Here is a 19,260-nt window from a genome sequence, read left to right on the forward strand (position 1 = left end):
AGTTAGCCGGCCGGCTGGGCGTTGAGGTTTGCAGCGCCCGGCATGAAGCTGCCGAGCAGCCAGAGGGAGACTTCTGCCGCCTCCTTCTCGTCGCGGAATTCATAGGTGCCGCCTTCAAAGGCGGCATTGGCGTATTCCACGGTCAGGCGTCTCGGGCCGGCGCTGTTGACGCGGACCGTACCCGGCTCGATCAGGTGGCAGGCATAGTGGTGGCCGTGGGCCTGCATGCAGCCAGCCTTGCCGTCGTGCAGGCGAAGGAAGACCGTCCGACGATCCTTGGTGGTCACGACGGCGCGGATGGCCTCCTCCGGAAAGGCCCGGCCGAACTCCACGATGGCAAGGCCGGCATCCTCGCCAGCCTCTTCCTGCCGATCCTCACTGCGAAACTTGTGGCGGAAGATCAGGCCGGCCACGAACAGGCCGGCGATGATGATGGTCCAGAACATCGACTCTCCTCCCGCAAAACACGTTCAGCCGCTGTAGCCGACAAGGCTTGCGCCAGTTTTACGTCCTGACACGTTTTCAGAACGGGCCACGCCGCAGGGCGCGCCACATCCACCACTGCTGCCGCCATTGGGCGGGTTGGAGCCCGCCCTCCAGCGCACCGGAGCCCGCTTTCTCCGCCGCCCTCAATATAGGCGCAACGAGGGCGACTGGCAAAAAGGCGGCGCGATTCGCAACCGACACGCCATTGGCGGCGCGCGCCTTGGCGAGATGGTCGCGGCCGAGCCCGACAAAGGCTTCCACGGCACGGGCAGCGGCGGCCGGGTCGTTGCCGGCGAGCAGCGCTTCCGGCGTCAGGCCCGTTGCAGCCATAAGGTCGGCGGGCAGATAGACCTGGCCGCGCCGGCGGTGGATCGGCAGGAGGAGCAGTGCACCGGCCACGGTCTGCGCGACACCGGCATGACCGGCAGCCTCGGCGGATTTCGGAGCGTTTGCAGGATCGAGAATGAGGCTTGCGAGCTGAATCAGCGCAGACGCCGTCTCGCCGGCATAACCTTCCAGCGCCGCGCGGCTTTCCATCGGGTCGTTGTAAACGTCGAAGATGCGCCCCTCGATCATATCCGTCAGCACCGCGACCGGCAGCCGGTATTCCTTCACACAGGTCATGAGGCCGGCGGCGAGCGGATTGGCCATGGCGTCGCCGTCCGCCTCGCCCTCCAGGAGATCGCGCCACCATTGCAGGCGGATTTCGCCGGGCAGCGCTTCGCGCACGGAATCGCGCACGCGGGCGATCTCGGCATTGAAGGCGTAGAGGGCAGCAAGCGGGCCGCGTTTCTCCGCCGGCGCCAGCAGGCAGGCGAGATAGCGGTCGCGATCGGTGTCGCGGAGCACTGCCAGGCAGTGCGCATAGTTGTCCTTGGTCTCGGTCACGTCAGGTCTTTCGTGTCACACGGCGATGAGGGCGGCGGCAACCGCGCGGCTTTCGGCCAGCATGACATTGAAGGTGCGCACCGCAGCCCCCGTGCTCATCGGGTCGGAACGGATATGGCGTTCTCGCAGTGCGGCCTTGATCTCGGCCGGCAACGGGCGAATCTCCTTGCCGGTGCCGACAAGCAGCACCTCGATCTCACCCGCCTCGTCCAGCACACGCTGGAGATCGGCCAAGGTCAGCGGCGTGTCTTCCGTCTTGTCCCAGCCGTGGATGCCAGAGGGCAGGCACAGGATGGAGCCGCGATGCGACATGTCGGCGAAGCGGAAACCGCCATTGCCATATGCGTCGATCGGCGCGCGTCCCGGGAAATGCGCCTCCCGGATTTCGATACCCTTAGCCATTGGCTCCCGTCTCCGGGACCGTCCCCGCGCCACCCTTGCCGGGGCGGTAGCGCTCCGGCCGGAGGCGGAACAGAATGAGGATCGGTCCGGCAATGTAGATAGAGGATATGGTGCCGATCGCCACCCCGAAGAGCAGCGTCAGCGCGAAGGTGCGGATCGCCTCACCACCGAGCAGAGCCAGCGCCGCAAGCGCGATCAGCGTCGTCGCCGAGGTCAGCACGGTGCGCGACAGCGTACGGTTGATCGCGTCGTCGATCAGGATCGGCAACGGCATCTGCTTGAAATGGCGCAGGTTTTCGCGAATGCGGTCATAGACCACCATCGTGTCGTTGAGCGAGTAGCCCGCGACCGTCAGAAGCGCCGCGACGGCGCTGATGTTGAACTCGATCTTGGCGAGCGCCAGGAAGCCCAGCGTGAAGAACACGTCATGCGCCAGCGAGATGATGGCGCCGATGGCGAAATGCCATTCGAAACGGATCCAGATATAGGCGACGAGCGCCAGCAGGCCGGCGACGAAGCCGAGCGTGGCTGTATCGATCAACTCACCCGATATGGCTGGGCCGACAACCTCGACGCGGCGGAAATCATAATCATCCTCCAGTTCGCCGCGGGCGATGAGAACGGAGGTCTGCTCGGCATTCTCGCCTTCGCCCTGGGCGGTGAGGCGCACGAGCGCCCGGCGCGGATCGCGTGTCGCATCGACGCTCTGGACATCGACGCCCGTATCGGTGAGGCGGGCGGCGATCTCGAAGGGATCGGCATTGCCGTCCTTCGCCTGGAGTTCCAGCGCGGCACCACCGGTGAAATCGATGCCGAGCCGGAGCTTGCCGACATAGAGAAGGCCGGCAATGGCAATCGACAGCACTGCTGTCAGTAGGAAGACGCCGTTGCGCACGGCCATGAAGCGCAGGTTGAGACGGTCGAACAGGCCGGTGCGCACGCCCTTGGGCAGATGCGTGATGTGGCTGCGGCCAAGCCAGGCGCGTACGAGGCGCTGCGTGAGGCCGAAGGTGGTGAAAAGCGTCGCCAGCATGCCGATGCCGACGGCGAGCGCGAAGGCGCGCACGGGGGCGGCGGACAGCAGGAAGAGCACGGCGATGGCGATGAGCATCGTCGCCGACGCATCCAGCACCGTGGCGCGGGCGCGGCCGAAGCCCGTATCGACGGCCTCGTCCAACGACCGGCCGGCCTTGGTCTCCTCGCGAATGCGCTCGAAGATCAGCACGCTGGCATCGACGGCGATGCCGACGGTCAAGACGATGCCGGCGATCATGGAGAGCGATAGCGGCGCACCGATGAGGGCGAGGATCGCGAAGGTCAGCGTGACGTTGAAGAACAGCGACAGCGAGGCGATGATGCCGAGAACGCCGTAGAAGAAGGTCATGAAGGCGACCACGGCGAGAACCGCAACTGCAAGCGCGATAACCACGGTGCCGGTGGAGGTGGCGCCCAGCGCCGGCTCGATCGAGCGCTCCTCAATGATCGTCACGGGTGCCGGCAGCGGGCCGCTTGCGATGATTCGGGCGAGGTTCGCCGCACCTTCCGCGTCGAAATCGCCGGAGAGGCGACCGACGCCGTCGGTGATGGCGCCCTGGATCTGCGAGGTGGAGATCACTTGCCCGTCGAGCAGGATGGCGATGGTACGGCCGCTGTTGTCGCGGGTGAAGGCGGCCAGCCGCTCGGCAGCCTCGGCGCGCAGCACGAATTCGATGAAGGGCTCGCCGTTGGCCGCCGGCTCTGCCGAGGCGACATCCGCCGCGGTGAAGAGATCGTCCTGCCGCACCAGATAACCGACCGGCGGCTCGCCGGTGGAATAGAGCACTTCCGAACCGGCAGGTGCCCCCTCCTCGATCGCCGTGTTGACCGGCATGCTGTCATCGACCAGCCGCGCCGAGAGCTTGCCCGCCTGCGACAGCAGATCCTTGACGCGCTGCGGATCGGTGAGGCCCGGCATCGCCACGACGATGCGGTCGCGCTCGCCGCGACGAACGGAAAGGGCAGGAATATCGAGGCTTTCGACGCGGCGGCGTACGGCATCGACGGCGCCGAGCGACGCGGCCTGCACGGCCTCGTCAATAGCGGCGGAGGACAGCACGATATTGAACTGGCCCGGCTGCGGCTCGCTCAGCGTGCCAACATCAAGGCCAGCCAGTGCCTCGCGGGCCGCATCGACGCGGTCAGTCGCGGTCACCGTGACATCGACGGTATCTTCAGCGCCGTTGAGATCGCTGTGTGGAATGCGGGCGGCGCGCAGGGTGTTGCCGATGGTTTCCACGACGGCGCGCAGGCGGTCTGCGGCGATATCAGTACGGGAAACTTCGAGAACGAGGCGGGACCCGCCGGTGAGATCAAGGCCCGGAACGAGGCGGTGCGCCACGATCCAGTTCGGCAGGCCGGCGGCCGTGCGGGCTGGAAGAAGGCTGGGCAGCAGGACAAGAAGGCTCGCCACGAGGACGAGCCAGAGGGCAAGGGTCTTCCAGCGGGCGGATTGCTGCATCAGGGTCTCGCTACGTCAATTCCGGCGGGGTTAAGCCATCTTGGGGCGAAACCATTCTGCCGGAATTGCGTGAACCAAAAAACAACGCGGCGTGCACGCCGGCTGAAAACCAGTCGGGCCACCCGGTGGAGTTTACCCCAGCCGGACGGCAAGCCAAGCTTATTCCTTGACGGGTTCGCCCTTGACGCGGACTTCGCTGATGCCGCTGCGCACGACACGCACCTTGGTGCCTTCGGCGATTTCGACTTCCAGTTCGCCGTCGTCGACGACCTTGGTGACCTTGCCGACGATGCCGCCGCCGGTGACGACCTGGTCGCCGCGGCGGATGTTCTTCAGAAGCTCTTCGCGACGCTTCATATTGGCGCGCTGCGGACGGATGATGAGGAAATACATCACCACGAAGATCAGCAGGAACGGCAGGATCGACATGAGAATGTCAGCGCCGCCCGCTGCCCCGCCAGGTGCCGCCGTCTGGGCGAAGGCCTCGGTAATGAACATCAGCTACTCCTTGAAATCTTGAATTTGCGCGGCCTGAGCGGCCATTTCGGTTGCCGGAATATAGGCAAGCGGGCCTTGAATGCAACACACGAGCACGTCAACCCCGCTGTTTTCAAGCGCTTTCCCCCTTTTCGCCACCGCCCGCCGCATGCTACCCGGCTTTCACGCATGAGGAGAGACACAGTGCAGGAAGATCACGTCAAGCTTCTGCTGGCCGAAATCGGCCGCATCACCGCGGCACTCGAGCGCCTGGCCGGCCCCGCCCCCGCAATCAACGACTGGAATGCTGCCGACGTTTTCGTCTGGTCGCCGGCCCGTCAGCATGTCCAGCCCGTCAAGCGGCCGAACCGCATCGAGATCGATCTGATCCGCGGCGTCGACCATGTGCGCGACATTCTCGTCGACAACACCGTGCGCTTCGCCCGCGGCCTGCCGGCCAACAACGTTCTGCTCTGGGGCGCCCGCGGCATGGGCAAGTCCTCGCTGGTCAAATCCGTGCACGCGCTGGCGGCGAAGGAAACGGCAAGCGGCCTGAAATTGATCGAAGTGCACCGCGAGGACATCGCGACGCTGCCGCAGCTCCTTGAGATCCTGAAGGACGCGCCTTTCCCGTCCATCATCTTCTGCGACGACCTGTCCTTCGACCATGACGACACGTCCTACAAGTCGCTGAAGGCGGCGCTGGACGGCGGCGTCGAAGGGCGGCCGGACAATGTGCTGCTCTATGCCACCTCGAACCGCCGGCATCTCCTGCCGCGCAACATGATCGAGAACGAGCAGTCGACGGCGATCAATCCGTCGGAAGCCGTGGAAGAGAAGGTGTCGCTGTCGGACCGTTTCGGCCTGTGGCTCGGCTTCTACAAGTGCAGCCAGAGCGAATATCTCGAGATGATCGACGGCTACGCCAAGCATTTCGGCCTGGATATCCCGCAGGAGCAGCTGCATGCCGAGGCGCTGGAATGGGCGACGACGCGCGGCTCGCGCTCCGGCCGTGTCGCCTGGCAATATGTGCAGGATCTGGCGGGACGCCTCGGCGTCGCGCTCAACAAGTAAGACGAGCGCCGCCCCTGAAACGGGCCGGCGTTTCGCTTTTCAGGAAAAGACCGGCCTCATGAAGCTGCGCTCATAGCTGATGATGCTGCGATTGTGCTTGTCCATGTCGAAGGCGGCGATGCATTCCGGATCGCTCACCATGCGGGTGCGGTAGTCTTCATAGGCTGCAAGGCTCGGGAAGCTGAACAGCGCCAGCGCAATGTTGTTTGCGCCCTCGCTCGGCAGGAAATAACCGTGATGCTGGCCGCCCATGCGGTTGACAATGGGGATCCAGGCGCGGGCATAGGCCTCGAATTCCGCCAGCTTGTGCGGGTCGATGACATATCTGAGATAGCAGGTGATCAAGGGAATTCTCCGTCTGTGATGGGGCGGACCATTTCAGATTCGCGTCTGCAAAGGCAGAGTCCAATGCTCCCAATCCGCATCGCACGCGCCACCCTGACCCGCATAGAATCGCTGCGCCGCCGCGTTGTCGGGCAGGACCGTCCAGCGCAGGGCGGAAGCGCCGATCTCCACGGCATGGGCGCGCAGCCGCGCAAACAGCGCCTGCCCCACGCCCTGCCCGCGAAACGCCTCCGCGACGTAGAGTTCCTTGAGCACCACGACGGGCTTGAGATCATAGGTCCAGGGAATGCGGTAATGCACGGCGATGCCAGCAAGCGCATCCTCCTTCAGCGCCACAAAGACGCCGAAGGCTGGAGCAGCACTGAGGCCGTGAAGCCTGAGAGCGTCGGGCGTGACGGCGAAGGCATCGATATAGCCCTCGAAGACGGCCAACGCCCGCATCATTTCCCAGACGGCCTCCACGTCGTCGCGTGTGAAAGGCCTGACGTGAAGGCCATCCGCGCTCATTCGGCGGCAATCGCCAGCAAGCTGCCCGGCGCGCTACCGGTGGCGAACGCATGGCCCTCGTCTTCCCAGCCGGTGATGCCGCCGATCATGATTTTGACCGGACGGCCGAGGCGGGCGATCTTGAGGGCGGCCTGATCCGCGCCGTTGCAATGCGGGCCGGCGCAATAGGCGACGAAGACAGTGTCTTCAGGCCATTCGGCCATGCGCTCGGCGCTGATCTGCCGGTGCGGCAGATGAATAGCACCCGGCACATGCCGGCGGGCATAGGCTTCCGGCGAGCCGATGACATGGAGCAGGACAAAATCCTGATCGCCGGACTTCAGCGCGGCCGCGACATCAGCGCAATCGGTCTCGACGGACAGCAACTTCAGGAAATGCTCGACGGCGGCGGCGGGGGAAGCGGCCGGATGGTCGGTGACAAAGCTCATTGGTGTCTCTCCTTGTTGGGACGGGAGAGATGTAACCGGAACGGGGTGCGGCTTGCAGGTGGCATGATCGCCATATACCATCAAGATCATGACAAACCCGCTTTCGCTATCGCCGCCAGCCAATCCGCTCGTCGTGACTGTCGCCTATGACCAGCTCTGCACCTTCGAATTCGGCATCGCGACCGAGGTTTTCGCCCTTGCCCGGCCGGAAATGGGGCCGAACTGGTATCGCTTCGCCGTCGCCGGCCTCGATGAGGGTGAGATGCGCTCGACGGGCGGGCTGCGTTTCGCCGTGGACGGTGGGCTCGACCTGCTGGCGCAGGCCGGTACGATCATCATTCCCGGCTGGCGCGGCATCGATGCGCCGGTGCCGCAGGTGCTGATCGAGGCGCTTCAGGCGGCGCATGCGCGGGGCTCACGCATCCTCTCCTTCTGCTCAGGCGTCTTCGTGCTCGCCGCCGCCGGCCTGCTCGACGGCCGGCGCGCCACGACCCATTGGCGCTATACGGACACGCTGACGGCGCGCTTTCCCGCCATCGCGGTGACGCCGGATGTGCTCTATGTCGATGCCGGCAGCGTGCTGACCTCGGCGGGTACCGCAGCGGGGCTCGATCTCTGCCTGCATCTCATTCGCCGGGATTTCGGCACGGAGGCGGCCAATCTCGTCGCCCGGCGCCTCGTCATGCCGGCGCACCGCGATGGCGGCCAGGCGCAGTTCATCCGCCAGGTCGTGCCGCGTACGCATGAGAGCAGCCGGCTCGGGCCCTTGCTCGACCATATGCGCGAAGACCTTGGTGCCGACCACACGGTCGCCGCCCTCGCCCGCCGCGCCGGCATGAGCGATCGCACTTTCCTGCGCCGCTTCGAATCGGCCACCGGCATGACGCCGGCCCGCTGGCTGCTCGCCCAACGCCTCGGCAAGGCGCGCGACCTGCTGGAGGAGACCAGCGCGTCGGTCGAGGAGATCGCCGCCCTGTCCGGCTTCGGCACGACAGGCACGCTGCGCCATCATTTCCGCCTTCACCTGTCGACGACGCCGGCCGCTTATCGCGAGACCTTCGGGCGGCAGGCCGCGGCCCGGTCGTGAAACGCAAACGGACGGCCAGAGGCCGCCCGCGCTATTTCATCCGGATGTCCGGCCCCACCTATTCCAGAAAGGTCATCGGGTTGACCGGCGTGGCGTTCTTGCGCACCTCGAAGTGAACCTTCGGACGGGTCGCGTTGCCGCTCATGCCGGAGGTCGCAACCGTCTGGCCGCGCTGAATCTTCTGGCCGCGCTGCACGTTCAGCCCACCCGCATTGCCATAGACCGTAACGGTGCCGTCGTCATGGCGGACGAGCACGGCGTTGCCGAGTTCCTTCAGGCTCGAGCCCGAATAGATGACCACGCCGTTTTCAGCGGCCTTGATCGGCGTGCCCTCGGGAACCGAGATATCGATTCCGTCATTGCGGTTGCCTTCGACATTGGCGCCGTAGCCGGCAATGACCGCGCCGCGCACCGGCCAGCGGTACTTGCCGATACCGGTCGATTCGGGAGCGTCATCCGTCACGTCGGACTTTTCCGTCGCTTCGGTAACCGAAACCGTCTTCACCGGCGCCTTGTAGGCTTCCGGCTTCTTTTCCGCCGTCTCGACCTTCTTTTCCTTGTTGACCGGAACCGAGGCCGTCGTCGTCTTGTCGGTGGTGACCTTCTCGGCCACGACCGCGCCGCCGGCCGGGATTACCAGCTTCTGGCCGATGCGGATGGATGCCGTATCCAGACCGTTCGCCTTCTTCAGCGCATCGACCGAAACGCCGTTGCTGCGGGCGATCTTGGCGAGCGAATCGCCCGGCTGCACTTCGTAACCGGCCTTGCCATTGCCTTCGCCGGCATCGGCGACGTTCGAGGTCGTCTGGCCGTTCTCCGACTTCTGCTTGTCGCGGCTGGAGGTGCCGGGCAGGATGGCGACGTTCTTCTCGCCCTTCTGCTCCGGCGTCGGCAGCTTGCCATCGACCTTCAGCGTGTGATCCGTCGAAGCCTTGGCGGCGCTCGCCGTCGTCGAGAAGGTCGGGATGACGATCTTCTGCCCCGGCTCGGCATCCGAGGAACGCTTCAGGCCGTTGGCGGCAAGAATTTCCTTTTCCGGCACGCCGTAGCGGTTGGCGAGCGTCTTCACGCTTTCGCCCTGGCGCAGCATGATGACGGGCGCGTTGTTCGTCGACCAGCCAGCCTTGCCCTTGACGGTCTTCGTCGTGGCATCGGCCTCGTCGACGATGGCCTTCGCCTTGCGCTGCGGCAGTTCCTGCGCCATCGCGACGTCACGCTCGGCGTCGGCACGGGCGCCGGCCGTCGGGTCGGAAAGCTCGCCGCGCTGGACAGTCATCGGCGTCGTCGCAAGACGCGTGCCGGAGCCGTTCGTCGTCGACGTATTGATCGGATCGTAGGAGACGTTGCCCTGATCCGGGAACGGCTGGTTCAGTGCTTCGTCGCGCGAACCGCCCATCGGATTGACCTGCGCCACCTGGCCGTTGCCCACCGTGCCGCGCGGAACCGGATCGCCGCCGAGAAGCGTGCGGCGCGGAACCGAATTCGTGGTGATATTGTCAGAACCGGAGCTGGAAAAGAGGCCGCCAAAACGGGAAACGTCCGAGCTGCACCCGGTCGCAACGCTGGCCAGCAGGGCGGCCGCCATCAGACGGGTCGCTGTCCTACCAAAACTCGGCGATACACTCTTACGCATGAGACTACCCAATCGGTACGCTACTTGATGTAGGCCGATTAAAGCGCGTTAGAGTTACTGCCCGGTTAAAGCCGGGCTATCCGCATCGTTTTTTTGATGAATTGATAACCATGGCGGCGCAGCGTGGCCGCCAGCCGAAGCTCAGAAGCCGGTGGCGTACATGCTGTCGGCGCGCGAGATGCGGCCGGAGACACGGGCGACGTTCTCGTAGTCGCCGGCGCTCGGCTGGAAGATCGCCGAGATCGGCGTCGCGCGGCGCTGGCTGCGGTCACCGGTGGCGGTCGCATTCTCTAGAGCGGCATCCGGCGCCGTCATGTCGAGGGCGCTTTCATTGTAGGCGATGGCGCGGAGCGCCGAGACGGCATGTTCGCGCGTACCGGCATAGCGGCCGCTGCGCTGGTCTTCGGCCGGCATGCTGTCGAAATATTCGATATAGGCGCGGTAGTAGCCCTTGCGGTCGCCTTCCTCGAGGAAGTGGCCATAGGCCGCATATTCGCGCTTTTCCAGATCCGACGTGTCGAGATTGTTGCGCTCGGCTTCCGTCAGCGACGGCTGACTGTAAGCCGCCTCTTCCTTGGCGACGCTGAGCACGAGCAGCGCATCGACGGACAGACCGACATGGGCGGACGGATCATAGCTGCCGCCGGCGAGATGCGCGGTCGATGCGGCCTCTGCGACTTCTTCGGCAGGCTTACCCGCAGCCTTCGTCGCGAGATAGGCGAGGCCGTCATTGGTCGAGCTGCTGGCGATCCTGTTCGAAACGTACATTGCCCTCTCCATCGGAACTTCGGAAACCACTGGAAAACCGGCGTTCTGCGTGGAATTTGTGCTTCGTTACCGGCCTACGCCCCGAAGCTTGCGCGAAGCTTACCAAAGTTAACAAATGGTTAACGCGCTGTATTTGCAGAGGGAATTCACGCGTCGCGTGTGACAGGCTGCAACGAGAGCCCCGTCTTGCCGTAGAAATACCGCAAGACTCAGCGGGCAAAGGCCCGCTAAGCCGCAAAATATTGATTTCGGAAGAGATTGCGGCGGGCTTAGAGAGCCTGCGCCATCTGGGGCAAGATCGGCAGGTAGGGCACCTCGAAGAGGTCTTCGCGATCGAAGCGGCTGCCGGTCTTGACCAGCTTCAGCATGCGGCACTCGGTTTCACTGACCATGACGGGCGCAATGAGCATGCCGCCGGAGACGAGCTGTTCGGCGAAGAAGCGCGGCAGGGCCTGAAAGGCGGCGGTAACGAGGATGCGGTCGAAGGTCCCCTCGCCCGGCATGCCGTTGCTGCCATCGGCCTGGCGCACGATGACGTTGCGGATGCCGGCCTTGTCGATGGAGGCTTGCGCGTTGGTGACGAGCGTGCGGTAGCGATCGACGGTCAGCACGCGCTCGGTCATGCGGCCCATGACGGCGGCGGTGAAGCCGCTGCCGGTGCCGACTTCGAGAATGCGCTGGCCAGCCTTGAGGTTCAGGAGATGCAGGATGCGCACCGAGAGGTCGATGCCCTCCATGAAGGAGCCGCAATCGAGCGGCAGCACGCGGCGCGAATAGGCCTCGCCGGCAAATTGCGGCGGCACGAACAGCGTGCGCGGCGTCTGTTCGACAGCGGTCAGAAGCTCGATATTGTTGATGCCCTGCCCGCGCAGACGCAGCGCCAGAGCCGCAAAACCTTCCTTCTCGATCACCCGCCCCGTGCTCAATCCGCGTCTCCACCGTTGAGCGCGCGCTGCACGCGGTCGAGCACGGAATAATCCGTCAGGTCGAGCTTGAGCGGCGTCACCGAGATCTTGTGGTTCTTCACGGCATGGATGTCCGTGCCGGCGCGGAAATCGCCCTTCCGCTCGCCGAAGCGCAGCCAGTAATAGGGGAAGCCGCGACCATCGGCGCGTTCCTCGATCGTCAAACCGAAATCGAGCTTGCCTTGCGCCGTGACTTCGACGCCCTGTACGTCTGCCGGCGCGCAATTGGGGAAATTGAGGTTGAAGAACGTCCAGTCCGGCAGTTCCACATCCATCAGCTGGCGAATGAGTTTCGGCGCGAAGCTCTCGGCCACCTCCCACGGCACGATGCGGCCGCCGGCATGGTTGTAGGCTTGGCTCAGCGCCATGGACTTGATGCCTTGCAGCGTGCCCTCGATGGCGCCGGCGACCGTACCCGAATAGGTCACATCATCAGCCATGTTGGCGCCGACATTCACGCCGGACAGAACGAGGTCCGGCTTCCTGTCCAGAACTTCGCGCACGCCCATGATGACGCAGTCCGTCGGCGTGCCGCGCAGGGCGAAACGCTTTTCGTCGATCTTGCGCAGACGCAATGGCTCGGAAAGGGTCAGCGAATGCGCAAGGCCACTTTGGTCCGTTTCCGGGGCCACGATCCAGACGTCGTCAGTCAGTTCGCGGGCTATCCGTTCGAGGGCCACAAGGCCCTCTGCGTGGATGCCGTCGTCATTGGTCAGCAGAATGCGCATTCCATACTCCGCCTCAAGCGGCCTTCTCGATCTTCGTCAGGCCGCCCATGTAAGGCAGCAGGACCTCCGGCACGGTGACCGAGCCGTCGGCGTTGAGGTAGTTTTCCAAAACGGCGATCAGCGCGCGGCCGACGGCGGTGCCCGACCCGTTCAGCGTGTGCACGAACTTCGTCGCCTTGTCGTCCTTGCCACGATAGCGCGCATTCATGCGGCGGCCCTGGAAATCGCCGCAGACCGAGCAGGACGAGATTTCGCGGAACGTATCCTGTCCCGGCAGCCAGACTTCAAGATCATAGGTCTTGCGGGCGCCAAAGCCCATGTCGCCGGTGCAGAGCGTCATGACGCGGTAATGCAGGCCGAGACGCTTGAGGATTTCCTCCGCGCAGGCCGTCATGCGCTCGTGTTCGTCGACGGCGCTTTCGGCATCGGTGATCGAGACGAGTTCGCATTTCATGAACTGGTGCTGGCGCAGCATGCCGCGCGTATCGCGCCCCGACGAGCCGGCCTCCGAGCGAAAGCACGGCGTCAGCGCGGTAAAGCGCAACGGCAGCTTTTCCTGATCGAGAATGTCTTCGCGCACGAGGTTGGTGAGCGAGACTTCAGCGGTCGGGATCAGCCAGCGGCCATCCGTGGTGCGGAACAGATCTTCGGAAAATTTCGGCAGCTGGCCGGTGCCGAACATGGCATCATCGCGCACGAGCAGCGGCGCGTGGACTTCCGTATAGCCGTGCTCCCCGGTGTGCACGTCCAGCATGAACTGGCCGAGCGCGCGCTCGAGGCGCGCCAGCTGACCCTTCAGCACGGTGAAGCGCGAACCGGCGATCTTGGCGGCGGCTTCGAAATCCATGTAGCCGAGGGCTTCGCCGATTTCGTAATGCTCCAGCGGCTTATGGTTCCAGCCGGGCTTGCTGCCCCATTTGTGCTTTTCCACATTGCCGGTCTCGTCCGAACCGACGGGCACGTCGTCAAACGGGATGTTCGGCAGGCGCGACAGGGCATCGTTGAGCTCGGCAGTGACCTGGCGCTCTTCCTCCTCCGCGGCCGGGAGTTGGTCCTTGATGGCCGAGACTTCAGCTTTCAATTTGTCGGCAAGCTCGCCGTTCTTGGCGGCCATGGCCGCGCCGATCTCCTTGGAGGCGGCGTTGCGGCGCGACTGCATGTCCTGCGCCTTCTGGATGACGCTGCGGCGCTTTTCGTCGAGTTCGACAAGGCTCTGAGCAAGAGGGCTCGCGCCGCGTTTTGCCAGAGCGGCATCGAGAGCGGCAGCGTTGTCGCGGATCCATTTGATATCAAGCATTGTCGTTCCAGGCGTTGCGTGGATGGAGCCCATCCCGCCCGGCAGCGACCCGCCGGCGAAGCCTCAGTCGGCTTCGCCCTGCGTTGCAGCGACCTCGTTTTCCGCATCCTGCGCGTTCGAGACGCTCGCCCGCTGCCGTTCGATGAGTCGGGCCGTATAGATGGAAATCTCGTAGAGAAGGATGGCCGGCAGTGCAAGGCCGATCTGGGAAACCGGATCCGGCGGCGTCAGGACGGCAGCCACCACGAAGGAGATGACGATGGCGTATTTGCGCTTTTCCTTCAGCGTCTGCGACGTGATGAAACCGGCGCGCACCAGCAGCGACGAGATCACCGGAAGCTGGAACACCAGGCCGAAGGCGAAGATCAGCGACATGATGAGGCTGAGATATTCGGACACTTTCGGCAGAAGCTGGATCGACACCTGGCCTTCGCCACCGCCCTGCTCCATGGCGAGAAAGAACCACATGACCATGGGCGTGAAGAAGAAATAGACCAGGGCCGCGCCGATCAGGAACAGGATGGGCGACGCGATCAGGAACGGCAGGAAGGCGGCGCGCTCGTTCTTGTAGAGGCCGGGAGCGACGAATTTATAGACCTGCTGGGCAATCACAGGAAAAGCGATGACGAAGGCGCCGAACATGGCGACCTTGATCTGCGTGAAGAAGAATTCCTGCGGCGCCGTATAGATCAGCTCGACATTGCGGTGCGTCAGCCCCGCCCATTCCACCGCCCATTTGAAAGGCAGGACGAGCAAGTTGAAAAGCTGCTTGGCGAAATAGAAGCAGACGAGGAAGGCGATGAAAAACGCACCGACGGCCCAGAGCAGACGGCGGCGCAGTTCGATCAGATGCTCGATGAGCGGCTGGGGCTTGTCGTCAATATCGCCGCTCATGCCTCGCCCTTCTTGGTCTTCGTAGTCCTGGTTTTTGCCGTCTCGGATTTGGCCTGAGCCGCCTTCTTGGTTGCCGATGCCTTGGCTGTAGCCTTTTTCGGCTCGGCCTCGGCCTTCACAGCCGCCTTGCGCGGCTTTGCCACCTTGGCACTGTCGTCAACGGCCTTCTTCTTAGCCGTCCTGCTGACCGGACCGGCCTTGAGCGGCACGGCGGCGACGGGTTCGGCGGAAGCGGGCTTGCCCGCTTCGGACGGAACAGCGACCGGCGCGCTGGACACGCTCTCGGCCGGATTGGCCGAAGGCGTGGTGACGGAACTGCTCGCCTTGTGAAGGTCGGCTTTCAGATCGTCGCCCATCTGACGCAGCGGGTTCACCGCATCACGGATGGTGTTGAGCGGGTTGAGCTTCTGCGCTTCACCGATGGTCTTGCGCAGATCGTCGAGATCGGCCTCGCGCAGCGCCTCGTCGAACTGCTGGCGGAAATCGCCCGCCATGCCGCGCATCTTGGAGACCATGCGGCCGAGCGTCCTGAGCATCTGCGGCAGGTCCTTCGGACCCACCACGATGATCAGCACGATGGCGATGACGAGTATCTCGGTCCAGCCGACATCAAGCATAGAAAACTGTCCTCATAGGCCGTAACCAGCGGTCCACGGCCGGATGCCGGTCACTTGACCTCGTCGGCCTTGTGATCGACCGTCTTCGCCTGGTCGGCGGCAGCGGCCTCCTCGTCGGACATGCCCTTCTTGAAGTTCTTGATACCCTTGGCAACGTCGCCCATCAGTTCCGGGATCTTGCCGCGGCCGAACAGCAGCAGCACAACCACCAGAACGATCAGCCAATGCCAGATGCTGAAAGAACCCATTTTCCTAACTCCCTTACGAACCCTTACCCCGATGTAAGACGTTCAGCTGTTTTTTTCAAACACTAGAATATCCCGCTGGTTAGCCGAAAGCGTGACGTCACGCAATCCGGCGGCCAGCTGGTCTGCCCGCACACGGGCCCGGATAGGCCGGTCCGTGCCCGGTATGGCAAGATTCAGCAGCTCCACGACGCCGAGAAACCGCCGCGACAATATGCGCGCCGGAATTTCGCCGCCCGTCTCCAGAACCCGAATCCCGGAGAGGCGCACGGCGACATGCACCTTCTGCCCATCCCGGAAGCGGCTGCCATCCACATTGCCGAGCGGCGTTTCCACGATGCCGCCGCGCACATGTCCCGGAAATTCGTTGATCTCAGAGAAAAACGCTGCGGCAAATATATCCTTCGGGTGAAGGTAAAGCTCCTCCGCCGTGCCGACCTGCACGAGACAGCCGTCCTTGAGAAGCGCGATCCGATCGCCCATGCGCATCGCCTCTTCGGCATCATGCGTGACGACAATGGCGCTGGCGCGCGACTGGCGCAAAATCGACAGCGTGTCGGCACGGATGGAATCCTTCAGGCGTGAGTCGAGGCCGGAGAACGGCTCGTCCATCAACAGCACGGAGGGGCGCGGCGCGAGCGCACGGGCCAGCGCCACGCGCTGCTGCTCACCGCCCGACAGCATGTGCGGAAACTTTTGGGCATAATGCGAAAGGCCGACGCGCTCCAGCGCGATCTCGGCCTCGGCTTCCGCTTCGGCGCGCGGCAGTGCCGTCAGGCCGAAGCGCACATTGTCGAGCACGGACAAATGCGGAAAGAGCGCGAAATCCTGGAACATCAGGCCGACGCCGCGCCGCTCCGGCGGCAGAAAGGTGCTTGGGCCTGCGATCTCGCGGTCGTTGAGAAGGACGCGACCCGCCGTCTGCACTTCGATGCCGGCGGCGATGCGCAGCAGCGTCGTCTTGCCGGAGCCGGAGGGGCCGAGCAGGCAGAGCACTTCGCCGGGCTCGGCCGTCAGCGAGATGCCACGGATCGTCTGCTTGTTCTGGTAGCTGTGGTGGATGTCTTCGAAGGCAAGGCGCGCGGCGAAGGTTACCGCCGATGCCCGTCTCGTCTCGATATCGCTGGAGCCCGAGGGGTCCGAAGCCATTGCCAAAATCTTTCCCTGTCACCGTTCGGGCCGGCCACAGTCCTGCCCGAACAGCGCTTCTTATTCTGCTTACCGCAGGAGCGCATCCCGCTGTTTGTTTTCCCGCAACATCCCGCGCAAGGCGCTTCAGAAACCGCGGGGCCAGCCCATAAGCGTCGCCTATTCGTCTTCTTTCCCGCCCGGTGTCAAGAGACCGAGTTCTTCCAGGTCGAGCTGGGTAATCGGATCCTCGTCCTCTGCCAGTTCGTCCTCGCCGAGCGGCAGAGGTACCTGAAAATTGGAGGGAATGCGGCCGGAAAGAAGACCGGCGCCCTTCAATTCTTCGAGACCGGGCAAGTCGCGCAGTTCCTCCAGGCCGAAATGGTCAAGGAAGTCGCGTGTCGTGCCGAAGGTGACAGGGCGGCCGGGCGTGCGGCGGCGGCCGCGAAACCGCACCCAACCCGCTTCCATCAGCACGTCGAGCGTACCTCTGGAGGTCTGCACGCCTCTGATGTCCTCGATCTCGGCGCGGGTGACCGGCTGGTGGTAAGCGATGATCGACAGCACCTCGAGGGCGGCGCGCGACAATTTGCGCACCTCCGTCTCGTCGGTGCGGATGACAAAGGACAGGTCCGGCGCCGTGCGGAAAGCCCAGCCGTCATCGACTTGCACGAGGTTGACGCCGCGCCCGGCATAGAGGCCCTTCAGCTCGCGCATGACATGCAGCACGTCGACGCCGCGCGGCAGGCGATCGGCGATATAGCTCTGCGACACCGGCCCGGCGGAAGCAAAGACCAGCGCCTCGGCAATGCGCGCAGCCTCATGCAGCCGGCGCGGATCGACGATCGTGCCGCCGTCCATGTCCTCGTCCCCATCAGCCATTATCGGCGTTCCCCTCGTCGTTGCCATCGGGCTTTGGGCCGCGGCGCAGATAGATCGGTTGGAACACGCCGTCCTGACGAAGCTCCAGGCGCCCTTCCCGCACGAGTTCCAGCGTCGCCGCAAACGCACTGGCGATCGCCGTCGTGCGCTCGGTCGGATCGGTCAGGTAGCGCAGCATGAAATGGTCGAGCGCCGTCCAGTCGTCATCCGCAAAGCCGCCGACGAGCAGCGACAGGATTTCACGCGCATCGGAGAGCGACCAGACCGTGCGCTTCTCGATCGTCACCTGGGTGATCGCATGGCGCTGGCGCAGCGACGCATAGGCGTTGAGCAGGTCGTAGAGCGAGGCTTCGAAAGCGGAGCGCCGTTCGGTCGGGATATGCTCCGGCATACCGCGGGCAAAGACATCGCGGCCGAGGCGGTTGCGGTTGACGAGGCGCGTCGCGGCATCACGCATCGCTTCCAGCCGCTTGAGGCGGAAGGCCAGGCTCGCCGCCATTTCTTCGCCCGAGGGGCCATCGTCCTTGGCCTGTTTAGGGATGAGAAGACGCGATTTGAGATAGGCCAGCCACGCCGCCATGACGAGATAATCGGCGGCGAGTTCGATGCGGATCTTTCGCACCTTGTCGATGAAGGCGAGATACTGCTCGGCAAGCGCCAGCACGGAGATGCGGGTGAGATCCACCTTCTGCGTGCGGGCGAGATGCAACAGCAGGTCGAGCGGGCCTTCGAAGCCGGCAAGATCGACGACGAGGCTTTCTTCCGAAAGCCCCCGCTCCTCGCCGGCATCCTGCCACAGATCATCCATCGGCGCTCCCGCGCCGCGACCGTTCTTCTGTGACTTGCCTGTCGGTCCCGACACAAAACTCCTTTGCGGCGCCCCTTTAGGACACAGCGATCATGGCATTGAATTCTTCGCGCAGCGCCTGTTCGTCCGCCCCGTCGGGCGTCGTGAAGGCTGCACGCACCGCCTTCGCCCGCCGCAGGCTTTCACCCGCCAGCGGCGGCGCATTCTCGGTCACCATGATCATTTCGTCCATGATGCCATGGCAATGCAACACCATGTCGAGGCCGGCGGCGATGATTCCCCGGGTTCTTTCGGCGATATCGCCCTTGAGCGCATTCATCGACACGTCGTCGGACATCAGCAGGCCGTCGAAGCCCATATGGCCGCGGATGATCTCGCGCACCACCTTGGCCGAGGTCGTCGCCGGATTGTCCGCGTCGATCGCGGTGAAGACGATATGGGCGGACATCCCCATCAGCTCGTCCTTCATGCGGCAGAAGGGCACGAAGTCGCAGGCTTCGAGTTCGTCGCGGCCGGCATGCACCACCGGCAGGTCATGATGGGAATCGACCATGGTGCGGCCGTGACCCGGCATATGTTTCATGATCGGCAACAGGCCGCCGGCCTTCAGGCCCTCGGCCGCCGCCTTGCCCATCGCCGAGACGATCTCAGGCTCCTGGCCATAGGCGCGGTTGCCGATGACGTCGTGCACGCCGGGCACGGCGACATCCAACACCGGCAGACAATCGACATTGATGCCCAGGCGATAGAGATCGAAGGCATGCAGGCGCGACATCAGCCAGGCGGCGCGCAGGCCCTTCTCCTCATCCGCGCGGTAGATGGCGCCGAGGGCGGCGGCATTCGGATATTGCTGGACATGCGGCGGCTTGATGCGCTGGACGCGGCCGCCCTCCTGGTCGATCAGGACGGGGATATCGCTGCCGCCGCCGATGCAGGCGCGCATTTCCGCCGTCAGGTCCGCAACCTGGGCGGGATCGCCGATATTGCGGCCGAACAGGATGAAGCCCCAGGGCCGCTCGCTGCGGAAGAAGGCCTTTTCGTCTTCGGTGAGGCTCAGGCCCTTGCAGCCCGAAATGAAGGATTTCGATTCGCTCATGTCGGCAA

General features: G+C 64.3%; 22 protein-coding genes. 2 read left to right on the forward strand and 20 right to left on the reverse strand.

Annotated elements, in window-relative coordinates; all coding sequences use genetic code 11:
• Positions 1 to 2: 2 nt before the first annotated feature.
• The 5 genes from AC27VQ_RS18900 to yajC form a co-directional block, all read right to left on the reverse strand.
• Positions 3 to 446 carry a hypothetical protein gene (locus tag AC27VQ_RS18900; protein WP_313525272.1) on the reverse strand — a complete coding sequence of 148 codons (444 nt, stop codon included), beginning with the start codon at positions 444 to 446 and terminating at the stop codon, positions 3 to 5.
• A gap of 76 nt (positions 447 to 522) precedes the next feature.
• Positions 523 to 1,374: a phytoene/squalene synthase family protein gene (locus AC27VQ_RS18905; RefSeq protein WP_488717492.1), complete on the reverse strand. Its 852-nt coding sequence runs from the start codon at positions 1,372 to 1,374 to the stop codon at positions 523 to 525.
• A 15-nt stretch (positions 1,375 to 1,389) separates the two neighbouring features.
• Positions 1,390 to 1,776 carry an Mth938-like domain-containing protein gene (locus AC27VQ_RS18910; protein WP_421592430.1) on the reverse strand — a complete coding sequence of 129 codons (387 nt, stop codon included), beginning with the start codon at positions 1,774 to 1,776 and terminating at the stop codon, positions 1,390 to 1,392.
• Positions 1,769 to 4,273, reverse strand: a complete 2,505-nt coding sequence (secD, locus tag AC27VQ_RS18915; RefSeq protein WP_488717493.1) for a protein translocase subunit SecD — start codon at positions 4,271 to 4,273, stop codon at positions 1,769 to 1,771. Before secD ends, AC27VQ_RS18910 begins: the two co-directional genes overlap by 8 nt.
• Positions 4,274 to 4,432: 159 nt before the next feature.
• Positions 4,433 to 4,771: a preprotein translocase subunit YajC gene (yajC, locus tag AC27VQ_RS18920; RefSeq protein ID WP_313525284.1), complete on the reverse strand. Its 339-nt coding sequence runs from the start codon at positions 4,769 to 4,771 to the stop codon at positions 4,433 to 4,435.
• A 183-nt stretch (positions 4,772 to 4,954) separates the two neighbouring features.
• Here yajC and AC27VQ_RS18925 point away from each other — a divergent pair, with 183 nt between their 5' ends.
• Positions 4,955 to 5,824, forward strand: coding sequence for an ATP-binding protein (locus tag AC27VQ_RS18925; RefSeq protein ID WP_488717494.1), 870 nt, complete (start codon positions 4,955 to 4,957; stop codon positions 5,822 to 5,824).
• Positions 5,825 to 5,863: 39 nt separating this feature from the next.
• On the opposite strand, the gene AC27VQ_RS18930 is transcribed toward AC27VQ_RS18925, so the two are convergent.
• The 3 genes from AC27VQ_RS18930 to AC27VQ_RS18940 are packed head-to-tail and all read right to left on the reverse strand — an operon-like array spanning position 5,864 to position 7,104.
• Complete coding sequence (locus AC27VQ_RS18930) at positions 5,864 to 6,169, reverse strand: NIPSNAP family protein (RefSeq protein WP_298103708.1); 306 nt, start codon at positions 6,167 to 6,169, stop codon at positions 5,864 to 5,866.
• Between the two features lie 33 nt (positions 6,170 to 6,202).
• On the reverse strand, positions 6,203 to 6,676 hold the full coding sequence (locus AC27VQ_RS18935; protein WP_488717495.1) for a GNAT family N-acetyltransferase: 474 nt from the start codon (positions 6,674 to 6,676) through the stop codon (positions 6,203 to 6,205).
• Positions 6,673 to 7,104 carry a rhodanese-like domain-containing protein gene (locus AC27VQ_RS18940; RefSeq protein ID WP_488717496.1) on the reverse strand — a complete coding sequence of 144 codons (432 nt, stop codon included), beginning with the start codon at positions 7,102 to 7,104 and terminating at the stop codon, positions 6,673 to 6,675. The genes AC27VQ_RS18935 and AC27VQ_RS18940 overlap by 4 nt, the downstream gene beginning before the upstream one ends.
• Positions 7,105 to 7,192: 88 nt before the next feature.
• Here AC27VQ_RS18940 and ftrA point away from each other — a divergent pair, with 88 nt between their 5' ends.
• A complete protein-coding gene (gene ftrA / locus AC27VQ_RS18945) occupies positions 7,193 to 8,191 on the forward strand; it encodes a transcriptional regulator FtrA (RefSeq protein WP_488717497.1) in 999 nt (332 codons plus the stop codon).
• 58 nt (positions 8,192 to 8,249) lie between these two features.
• On the opposite strand, the gene AC27VQ_RS18950 is transcribed toward ftrA, so the two are convergent.
• The 12 genes from AC27VQ_RS18950 to nagZ form a co-directional block, all read right to left on the reverse strand.
• Positions 8,250 to 9,824, reverse strand: coding sequence for a peptidoglycan DD-metalloendopeptidase family protein (locus AC27VQ_RS18950; protein WP_488717498.1), 1,575 nt, complete (start codon positions 9,822 to 9,824; stop codon positions 8,250 to 8,252).
• A gap of 141 nt (positions 9,825 to 9,965) precedes the next feature.
• Entirely contained in the window at positions 9,966 to 10,592 is a 627-nt protein-coding gene (locus AC27VQ_RS18955; protein ID WP_488717499.1) for a hypothetical protein, read from the reverse strand.
• Between the two features lie 269 nt (positions 10,593 to 10,861).
• The gene (locus AC27VQ_RS18960; protein ID WP_488717500.1) at positions 10,862 to 11,518 is read right to left on the reverse strand and encodes a protein-L-isoaspartate(D-aspartate) O-methyltransferase; all 657 of its coding nucleotides are present in this window, start codon (positions 11,516 to 11,518) and stop codon (positions 10,862 to 10,864) included.
• On the reverse strand, positions 11,515 to 12,285 hold the full coding sequence (gene surE, locus AC27VQ_RS18965; protein WP_488717501.1) for a 5'/3'-nucleotidase SurE: 771 nt from the start codon (positions 12,283 to 12,285) through the stop codon (positions 11,515 to 11,517). The genes AC27VQ_RS18960 and surE overlap by 4 nt, the downstream gene beginning before the upstream one ends.
• Positions 12,286 to 12,298: 13 nt before the next feature.
• Positions 12,299 to 13,582, reverse strand: coding sequence for a serine--tRNA ligase (gene serS, locus AC27VQ_RS18970; protein ID WP_488717502.1), 1,284 nt, complete (start codon positions 13,580 to 13,582; stop codon positions 12,299 to 12,301).
• A 63-nt stretch (positions 13,583 to 13,645) separates the two neighbouring features.
• Complete coding sequence (tatC, locus tag AC27VQ_RS18975) at positions 13,646 to 14,476, reverse strand: twin-arginine translocase subunit TatC (RefSeq protein ID WP_314094138.1); 831 nt, start codon at positions 14,474 to 14,476, stop codon at positions 13,646 to 13,648.
• Positions 14,473 to 15,093, reverse strand: coding sequence for a Sec-independent protein translocase protein TatB (tatB, locus tag AC27VQ_RS18980; protein ID WP_488717503.1), 621 nt, complete (start codon positions 15,091 to 15,093; stop codon positions 14,473 to 14,475). Before tatB ends, tatC begins: the two co-directional genes overlap by 4 nt.
• A gap of 50 nt (positions 15,094 to 15,143) precedes the next feature.
• Entirely contained in the window at positions 15,144 to 15,341 is a 198-nt protein-coding gene (locus AC27VQ_RS18985) for a twin-arginine translocase TatA/TatE family subunit (RefSeq protein ID WP_117371012.1), read from the reverse strand.
• Positions 15,342 to 15,383: 42 nt separating this feature from the next.
• Positions 15,384 to 16,487, reverse strand: coding sequence for an ABC transporter ATP-binding protein (locus AC27VQ_RS18990; RefSeq protein WP_313525321.1), 1,104 nt, complete (start codon positions 16,485 to 16,487; stop codon positions 15,384 to 15,386).
• Positions 16,488 to 16,646: 159 nt separating this feature from the next.
• Complete coding sequence (gene scpB / locus AC27VQ_RS18995) at positions 16,647 to 17,348, reverse strand: SMC-Scp complex subunit ScpB (RefSeq protein WP_488717504.1); 702 nt, start codon at positions 17,346 to 17,348, stop codon at positions 16,647 to 16,649.
• Entirely contained in the window at positions 17,341 to 18,156 is an 816-nt protein-coding gene (locus AC27VQ_RS19000; protein ID WP_488717505.1) for a segregation and condensation protein A, read from the reverse strand. Before AC27VQ_RS19000 ends, scpB begins: the two co-directional genes overlap by 8 nt.
• A 76-nt stretch (positions 18,157 to 18,232) precedes the next feature.
• Positions 18,233 to 19,252 (reverse strand): beta-N-acetylhexosaminidase, encoded by a 1,020-nt coding sequence (nagZ, locus tag AC27VQ_RS19005; RefSeq protein ID WP_488717506.1) that lies wholly within the window; start codon positions 19,250 to 19,252, stop codon positions 18,233 to 18,235.
• Positions 19,253 to 19,260 lie beyond the last annotated feature (8 nt).

This window comes from Shinella sp. 20P9.1.1, assembly GCF_057798995.1.

Coding starts and splice junctions, on each gene's coding strand:
- AC27VQ_RS18900 (WP_313525272.1), bottom strand. CDS start 446: ATGTTCTGGACCATCATCATCGCCGGCCTGTTCGTGGCCGGCCTGATC.
- AC27VQ_RS18910 (WP_421592430.1), bottom strand. CDS start 1,776: ATGGCTAAGGGTATCGAAATCCGGGAGGCGCATTTCCCGGGACGCGCG.
- secD (WP_488717493.1), bottom strand. CDS start 4,273: ATGCAGCAATCCGCCCGCTGGAAGACCCTTGCCCTCTGGCTCGTCCTC.
- yajC (WP_313525284.1), bottom strand. CDS start 4,771: ATGTTCATTACCGAGGCCTTCGCCCAGACGGCGGCACCTGGCGGGGCA.
- AC27VQ_RS18935 (WP_488717495.1), bottom strand. CDS start 6,676: ATGAGCGCGGATGGCCTTCACGTCAGGCCTTTCACACGCGACGACGTG.
- AC27VQ_RS18940 (WP_488717496.1), bottom strand. CDS start 7,104: ATGAGCTTTGTCACCGACCATCCGGCCGCTTCCCCCGCCGCCGCCGTC.
- ftrA (WP_488717497.1), top strand. CDS start 7,193: ATGACAAACCCGCTTTCGCTATCGCCGCCAGCCAATCCGCTCGTCGTG.
- AC27VQ_RS18950 (WP_488717498.1), bottom strand. CDS start 9,824: ATGCGTAAGAGTGTATCGCCGAGTTTTGGTAGGACAGCGACCCGTCTG.
- AC27VQ_RS18955 (WP_488717499.1), bottom strand. CDS start 10,592: ATGTACGTTTCGAACAGGATCGCCAGCAGCTCGACCAATGACGGCCTC.
- surE (WP_488717501.1), bottom strand. CDS start 12,285: ATGCGCATTCTGCTGACCAATGACGACGGCATCCACGCAGAGGGCCTT.
- serS (WP_488717502.1), bottom strand. CDS start 13,582: ATGCTTGATATCAAATGGATCCGCGACAACGCTGCCGCTCTCGATGCC.
- tatC (WP_314094138.1), bottom strand. CDS start 14,476: ATGAGCGGCGATATTGACGACAAGCCCCAGCCGCTCATCGAGCATCTG.
- tatB (WP_488717503.1), bottom strand. CDS start 15,093: ATGCTTGATGTCGGCTGGACCGAGATACTCGTCATCGCCATCGTGCTG.
- AC27VQ_RS18985 (WP_117371012.1), bottom strand. CDS start 15,341: ATGGGTTCTTTCAGCATCTGGCATTGGCTGATCGTTCTGGTGGTTGTG.
- AC27VQ_RS18990 (WP_313525321.1), bottom strand. CDS start 16,487: ATGGCTTCGGACCCCTCGGGCTCCAGCGATATCGAGACGAGACGGGCA.
- scpB (WP_488717504.1), bottom strand. CDS start 17,348: ATGGCTGATGGGGACGAGGACATGGACGGCGGCACGATCGTCGATCCG.
- AC27VQ_RS19000 (WP_488717505.1), bottom strand. CDS start 18,156: ATGGATGATCTGTGGCAGGATGCCGGCGAGGAGCGGGGGCTTTCGGAA.
- nagZ (WP_488717506.1), bottom strand. CDS start 19,252: ATGAGCGAATCGAAATCCTTCATTTCGGGCTGCAAGGGCCTGAGCCTC.